This window comes from Flavobacterium sp. (assembly GCF_040402835.1).
Classification (GTDB): domain Bacteria; phylum Bacteroidota; class Bacteroidia; order Flavobacteriales; family Flavobacteriaceae; genus Flavobacterium.
Genome location: NZ_JBBALW010000013.1, coordinates 65,426 through 73,218, shown reverse-complemented (window position 1 = coordinate 73,218; position 7,793 = coordinate 65,426). Strand labels below are relative to the sequence as shown.

The following is a 7,793-nucleotide window of genomic DNA, read 5'->3' as shown; positions in this document are numbered from 1 at the left end:
CTGTAAGGTCTTCTCATAAATTTGGTTTTAAATTTAATTAATATTTAATTATTTTTATACTTAAATACAAATAAAAAAAATGAGAAATCCTAATTTTATATTTGTTTTTTTAATTTATTTTGTAAGAAAACAATTTTGAATCCGATAGCTTGGATTTACAATACGCACCCATAATATTCTCTACAATGAATTTATATTTTGTAAATGTAACCTTTATTATTCAACAAAGGGATTGTTTGTTTTTTATTTTAAAAGCCAAAAATTCAAAACAAGAAAATGATCAATCCAGCAGCCCCGATTGAGGCGGTATCCTCGCAGCGAAGCGAAGAGATTGAGCCGAAAGCGGGAATTGCAATTGCAAATAGTAAAGGGCAATTCGCTCCAAAAGAAATATGAGGTTTTTATAAAAAATAAATCCGCAAAATGTTCTCGTTGATGAAAAAACACTTTGCGGATTTGGGAATTGTATGTGGTTTTATTTTAAATCCAATTGGATGTGCAGCTCGTTTAACTGCGTTTCATCGATTATGGACGGCGCATCGATCATTACATCGCGACCAGAATTGTTTTTTGGGAAGGCGATAAAATCTCGGATGGTTTCTTGTCCGCCCAAAATGGCAACCAATCTGTCCAATCCAAAAGCCAATCCGCCGTGTGGTGGCGCTCCAAATTGAAACGCGTCCATCAAGAAACCAAATTGTTCTTTGGCACCTTCTTCGGTAAAACCTAAATATTTAAACATTAATTGCTGTGTAGCTTTATCATGAATTCTGATAGAACCTCCGCCAATTTCGTTTCCGTTTAAAACCATATCATAGGCATTGGCTCGAACCTTACCTGGATTTGTGGCTAATAATTCCATGTCTTCTGGTTTTGGAGAAGTGAACGGATGGTGCATGGCGTGCCATCTTCCCGATTCTTCCTCTAATTCTAATAAAGGGAAATCAACCACCCATAATGGCGCAAACTCCGCAGGATTTCTCAATCCTAAGCGAGTGGCTAGTTCCATTCTTAAAGCGGAAAGCTGGGTTCTTGTTTTATCGGCTGGACCTGAAAGTACAAATAGCATATCGCCCGGTTTTGCACCAGTAATTTGAGCCCATTTTGCCAAATCCTCTTGGTCGTAAAATTTATCAACGGATGATTTATACGTTCCATCTTCATTGCATTTTACATAAACCATACCTAAAGCACCAATTTGAGGACGTTTCATCCAATCAATTAAGGCGTCAATTTCTTTACGAGAATACTCTCCCGTTCCAGGAGCAGCAATTCCAACTACTAATTCGGCAGCGTTAAAAACTGGAAAATCTTTGTGTTGGGCACATTCGTTCAACTCGCCAAATTCCATCCCAAAACGAATATCTGGTTTGTCATTTCCGTAGGTTTTCATTGCATAATCGTAGGTAATTCTTGGAAATTTATCTACTTCAATGCCTTTGATTTCTTTCAACAAATGACGTGTCAATCCTTCAAAAACATTCAAAATATCTTCTTGTTCTACAAAGGCCATTTCACAATCTATTTGTGTGAATTCTGGTTGTCTGTCGGCGCGTAAATCTTCATCGCGGAAACATTTCACAATTTGGAAATATTTGTCCATTCCACCCACCATCAATAATTGTTTGAAGGTTTGTGGCGATTGTGGCAACGCATAAAATTGTCCCGCATTCATTCGGCTTGGCACGACAAAATCCCTTGCACCTTCTGGAGTTGACTTAATTAAATAAGGCGTTTCCACTTCGCAGAAATCTAAATCTGAAAGGTATTTACGAACTTCCATAGCCACTTTATGACGGAAAAGTAAGTTGTTTTTTACAGGATTTCTACGAATATCCAAATAGCGGTATTTCATTCTGATGTCTTCGCCGCCATCGGTTTCATCTTCAATTGTGAAAGGCGGAGTTAGAGCAGCATTTAAAATAGTCATTTCTGAAACTAAAATTTCAATATCGCCCGTTTTCATATTTGAATTTTTTGATTCCCGCTCAATAACGGTTCCTTTTACTTGAATTACAAATTCACGACCGAGGGTTTTAGCGAGTTCAAAAACTACTTTATTGCTTCGACTTTCGTCAAATAGCAATTGGGTAACGCCATAACGATCTCGCAAATCCACCCAATTCATAAATCCTTTATCACGTGATTTTTGAACCCAACCAGCAAGTGTAACTTCCGTATTAATATGAGCAGCGTTTAACTCGCCACAAGAATGACTTCTATACATTATTGAAATTTTAGACTACAAAAATACTATTTTGTTTTTTGATTAAGGATTTAGTGTTAAAATTAATTTTTATAAACTTATAAACCTTACGTTTGATGTCTAATTTAAATTTAAAACCAATGAAAAAAATATTCTTGTTAGGATTGTTCCTTGGACATTCCATTTTATCTGTTGCTCAAACAAAAAACTACGTTAGCTTTCAAGCTGAAATCGCCAATAAAAACGGTGATTTTATTTCTATTCAAGACGGTAGAAAAGTGTATAAAAAAATCCAAGTCAATAAAGACGGAGTTTTCAAAGATACTTTGCATATAAAAGAGGGGCTGTATCAGATGTTTGACGGAGTAGAATATACCGAATTATATTTAAAAAGCGGCTATGATTTGACTTTGAAAATGGATGCAAAAATGTTTGATGAATCTATTGTATATTCAGGAATTGGTTCCGCTGAAAATAATTATTTAGCACAAGCCATGCTTTCTGGAAGCTCTTTTGATTTAGATAAATTAATCAATTTCAATGAAGCTGATTTTATGGTTGCAATAGAAAACAAAAACAAATCGGATTTAGCAAAATTAGAAGGAAGCAATTTAGATGTTAATTTTATTGCATTGCAAAAAAATAATATTGAAGGTTCAAGAGCTGGAATGATTGCCTATTTCAAAGAAAGCAAGGAAAAGCTAAAACTTAATAATACAATGGCACCAGGTTTTAATTATGTGAATTTTAAAGGCGGAACTACCAAACTTTCCGACTTAAACGGGAAATATGTTTACATAGATGTTTGGGCTACTTGGTGTGGTCCTTGTCGTGCTGAAATTCCATTTTTGAAAAAAGTTGAAGAAAAATACCAGAATAAAAACATTGCTTTTGTGAGTATTTCGATTGATGTGGATAAGGATTTAGAGAAATGGAAAAAATTTGTTGAAGAGAAAAAGTTGGGTGGAATTCAATTATTTGCTGACAAAAACTGGAACTCCGATTTCATGAAAAGTTTCAGCATTAATAGTATTCCTAGATTTATTTTAATTGACCCAAGCGGGAAAGTAGTTAGCGCTGATGCAGCAAGACCATCATCATCAAAACTTCAAGAACAATTGGATGGATTGTTGAAATAGAAAAATTAAAAGTATAGAAAAACATGTTTTAAACGGTTTTTTTTTGCTTTATAGGGTATCCCAAATAAAAAAATTTATTCTTTAATTTTCTTTGTAACTGTTTATAAAAAGTAATACCTTGGTATACTTTATTTTTATAAAAAACGCCCCTTAATAGGTACGTTTTTTATAAAATACCGCTAGTTATTTCAAATTAGTCCAATAAAAATTGAACTAAATGAAATATACAGCGGCATTAAACCAGAACGATTGGACTATAATGAACTTATTTATGGTATAAACTAAATTCTATTTCAGTTTCTTTTTAATGGCCACTTCGTGGTACGATTCAATAACATCTCTTTCTTCAATGTCGTTGTATCCTTTAATTTGAATACCACAATCATATCCTTTTGCGACATCTTTAACATCGTCTTTAAAACGCTTTAATGCTAATAATTCTCCAGTAAATACTACTACGCCATCTCTAATAATTCTCATTTTGGCATTTTTAACAATTTTACCGTGCATAACCATACTTCCTGCAATAGAACCTACTTTCGAGATTTTGAAAATCTCTCTAATTTCTGCAGTTCCAAGAATTTCTTCTTTCATTTCAGGAGCCAACATTCCTTCCATTGCATCTTTCAAGTCGTCAATAGCAGCATAAATAATGGAGTAATAACGGATATCAATTTCTTCTTTGTCTGCCAATTGTCTAGCATTTCCAGCAGGACGAACATTAAATCCGATAATAATTGCATCTGAAGCTGAAGCCAACATTACGTCAGTTTCTGTAATTGCTCCAACTCCTTTATGTATGATATTAATTTGGATTTCTTCTGTAGATAATTTAGAGAACGAGTCAGACAATGCTTCAACAGAACCATCCACATCCCCTTTCAAGATGATGTTCAATTCTTTAAATTGACCCAATGCAATTCTACGTCCAATTTCGTCAAGCGTAATGTGTCGTTGTGTACGAACGGATTGTTCACGCATTAATTGAGAACGTTTGGAAGCAATTTGTTTCGCTTCTTTTTCGTCTTCAAATACGTTGAATTTATCACCCGCAGTTGCAGCTCCATCTAATCCCAATACGGAAACTGGTGTTGAAGGCCCTGCAATAGTGACTATGTTTCCACGTTCGTCGTGCATCGCTTTAATTTTACCGTGGTGTTTTCCAGCAAGCATATAATCTCCTACTTTCAACGTTCCGTGTTGTACTAATATAGTAGAAACGTAACCTTTACCTTTATCTAAAAATGCTTCAACAACAGTTCCTTGAGCGGCTTTATTTGGGTTTGATTTTAAGTCTAAGATTTCTGCTTCAAGCAATACTTTTTCTAATAATTCTTTCACACCTGTTCCTACTTTTGCAGAAATGTCGTGCGATTGAATTTTACCGCCCCAATCTTCAACAAGTAAATTCATACCTGCTAATTTTTCTTTTATTTTTTCAACATTCGCATTGGGTTTATCAATTTTATTGATTGCAAAAATGATTGGCACATTCGCTGCTTGAGCGTGAGAAATTGCTTCTTTAGTTTGTGGCATTATGTCGTCATCCGCTGCAATTACAATAATTGCGATATCGGTAACTTGAGCTCCACGGGCACGCATTGCAGTAAATGCCTCGTGACCTGGCGTGTCTAAAAATGCGATTTTTTGTCCATCATCTAATGTTACTCCGTAGGCACCAATATGTTGGGTAATTCCTCCAGATTCTCCTGCGATAACATTTTCCTTACGGACATAATCCAATAAAGAGGTTTTTCCGTGATCGACGTGACCCATTACGGTTACAATTGGCGCTCTGAACACCAAATCTTCTTCTTTATCAGCAACAACTTGAATAGCTTCTTCGATATCAACGGTTATGAATTCTACTTCATATCCAAATTCATCGGCTACAATTGTCAATGTTTCTGCATCAAGACGTTGGTTCATCGTAACCATTATTCCAAGTGACATACACGTTCCAATCACTTTTGTAATTGGCACATCCATCATTATTGCAATTTCACCAACAGTAACAAATTCGGTAACTTTTATAGTTTTACTTCCTTCATCAATGGCTTTTTGCTCGTCATCCGATTTTTGACGGTGCGTGTCTCTTTTATCTCTTCTGTATTTTGCCGCTTTAGATTTACCACCTTTTCCTTGTAGTTTTTCTAAAGTTTCACGTATTTGATTTTTAACTTCTTCCTCTGTTGGCTCAACTTTTGCAACAATTGCGGGTCTTGCTCCTTTTACGAATCCGGGTCTTGCGCTTCTGTTGGCATTGAAACCTCCACCAGCACCTCCGGCATTAGGAGTTATTTTATTAGGATTTGGTGCGCCTGGAACTCCAGGAACTGCAGGTGGTCTTGGAGCACCTGGCTTAGTAATAATCCTTTTTCTTTTATTTTTGTTAGCATTATTAGCTCCTGGAACACCTGGCGCACCTGGTTTGTTCGGAGTAATTTTAGGCTCTTCTTTTTTCTTTTTTGGTTTATTGAATTGAGATAAATCAATTACTTGACCTGTTAAAGTAGCACCTGATAATTTTTGATATTGCGTAGTAAAATCCTCAACGGGAACTTCAACAACTTCTTTTGGAGTTTTTACTTTTGCAACTGGTGCAGCTGCAACTTCTTTTTTAGCAGGAGTTTGTTTTGCTTTTGGTGTTTCAATTACTGCCTTTCCTTTAACTTCGGGTTTGGTATCAACAACAACTTTGGCCAGAATAGGTTTTGCAATAGCTGCTTTTACTTCAGCTGGAACTTCAGTTTTAACAGGAGCAACTACGGCTTTTTTCGGATTTAAATCCAATGTTCCCACTTGTTTTGGTGCAGTAACTACAGCTCTAGCTTTGATAACTTCTTGTTGCTGTCTTTGGCGATCTTCATCTATCTTGCGTTTGTCTTCGATTTCTTTTTCTCTTTCAATGCGCAAAGATTCTTTTTCTTTTCTTTTCTCCTCGCCAACTTCTTTAGATGCCTCTTTATTCCCTTTGTCGCCTGCAAATTGATTTTGAAGAATACTGAATTCCTTGTCAGAAATTTTCGCGTTTGGATTTGCATCAATAGCAATTCCCTTATCCTTAAGATAGTCGACAGCTCTTTCTAATGAAATATTCAATTCCCTTAAAACCTTGTTTATTCTAATTACTCTCTCTTCAGACATAAAACCTTTTTATTATTACCTTTTTTTTGTGTTGTTGGAAGAAAAATTAATTAACTATCAAATTCTTCTTTCAATATTCTCATTACTTCTAAAATAGTTTCCTCTTCTAGGTCTGTTCTTCTAACTAAATCATTGACGTTTTGTCCTAAAATACTTCTTGCAGTATCCAGTCCAATTTTTGCAAATTCTTCAATTACCCATTCTTCAATTTCATCTGAAAACTCTGTTAATTCAACATCATCATCATTTTCAATTGTACTTCCTTCTCTAATTACATCTAACTCATAACCTGTCAATTGACCTGCTAATCTGATGTTATGTCCACCTCGTCCGATGGCTTTTGATACTTCTTCTAATTTCAAAAACACTTCTGCTCTTTTTGTTTCTTCATTAATTTTAATCGAAGAAACTTTTGCAGGACTTAATGCTCTTGTAATAAATAATTGAATGTTATCAGTATAATTGATAACATCTATGTTTTCGTTACCTAATTCGCGAACAATTCCGTGTATACGTGAACCTTTCATACCAACACAAGCACCAACTGGGTCAATTCTGTCGTCATAAGAATCTACAGCTACTTTTGCTTTTTCGCCTGGAATTCTTACCACTTTTTTAACCATAATTAAACCGTCAAAAACTTCAGGAATTTCTTGTTCAAATAATTTTTCTAAGAACAATTCAGAGGTTCTCGACATAATAATTTGAGGTTTATTTCCTTTCAATTCAACGCTTTCAACTATTCCACGAACATTGTCTCCCTTGCGGAAAAAATCAGAAGGAATCTGTTTTTCTTTTGGTAAAATAATTTCGTTTCCATCGTCGTCTATCAAAATTACAACTCTTGGACGCACGTGATGCACTTCTGCCGTATATATTTCGCCTATTAAATCTTTAAATTGTTTGTAAAGATTTGTGTTGTCGTGTTCGTGGATTTTAGAAATTAAATTTTGACGCAAAGCCAAAATCGCTCTTCTTCCAAGGTCAACTAATTTTACTTCTTCCGAAACTTCTTCCCCAATTTCAAAATCAGGTTCAATTTTTCTTGCTTCTGTTAAGGTAATTTCAAGATGGTCTAAATCCAAATCATCGTCAGCAACGATAACTCTTCTTTGCCAAATTTCCATATCGCCTTTATCTGGATTAATAATAATATCAAAATTATCATCTGATCCAAATTTCTTTTTTAATGCGTTTCTAAACACATCTTCTAAAATCGCCATTAGCGTTACACGATCAATAAGTTTATCATCTTTAAACTCTGAAAACGAATCGATTAAAGCTAAATTTTCCATGCTCTA

Annotated in this window: 4 protein-coding genes; 1 reads left to right on the top strand and 3 read right to left on the bottom strand. The window is 35.0% G+C overall.

What is annotated here, in order from left to right; genetic code table 11:
* Positions 1-475: 475 nt before the first annotated feature.
* Positions 476-2,227, bottom strand: coding sequence for an aspartate--tRNA ligase (aspS, locus tag AC9UEH_RS06245; RefSeq protein ID WP_509529682.1), 1,752 nt, complete (start codon positions 2,225-2,227; stop codon positions 476-478).
* A 119-nt stretch (positions 2,228-2,346) separates the two neighbouring features.
* Here aspS and AC9UEH_RS06240 point away from each other — a divergent pair, with 119 nt between their 5' ends.
* Positions 2,347-3,345: a TlpA family protein disulfide reductase gene (locus AC9UEH_RS06240; RefSeq protein WP_509529680.1), complete on the top strand. Its 999-nt coding sequence runs from the start codon at positions 2,347-2,349 to the stop codon at positions 3,343-3,345.
* A gap of 288 nt (positions 3,346-3,633) precedes the next feature.
* On the opposite strand, the gene infB is transcribed toward AC9UEH_RS06240, so the two are convergent.
* Positions 3,634-6,492: a translation initiation factor IF-2 gene (gene infB, locus AC9UEH_RS06235; protein ID WP_509529678.1), complete on the bottom strand. Its 2,859-nt coding sequence runs from the start codon at positions 6,490-6,492 to the stop codon at positions 3,634-3,636.
* A gap of 50 nt (positions 6,493-6,542) precedes the next feature.
* On the bottom strand, positions 6,543-7,787 hold the full coding sequence (gene nusA / locus AC9UEH_RS06230) for a transcription termination factor NusA (protein WP_509529675.1): 1,245 nt from the start codon (positions 7,785-7,787) through the stop codon (positions 6,543-6,545).
* Positions 7,788-7,793: the final 6 nt, after the last annotated feature.

Coding starts and splice junctions, on each gene's coding strand:
- infB (WP_509529678.1), bottom strand. CDS start 6,492: ATGTCTGAAGAGAGAGTAATTAGAATAAACAAGGTTTTAAGGGAATTG.
- aspS (WP_509529682.1), bottom strand. CDS start 2,227: ATGTATAGAAGTCATTCTTGTGGCGAGTTAAACGCTGCTCATATTAAT.
- nusA (WP_509529675.1), bottom strand. CDS start 7,787: ATGGAAAATTTAGCTTTAATCGATTCGTTTTCAGAGTTTAAAGATGAT.
- AC9UEH_RS06240 (WP_509529680.1), top strand. CDS start 2,347: ATGAAAAAAATATTCTTGTTAGGATTGTTCCTTGGACATTCCATTTTA.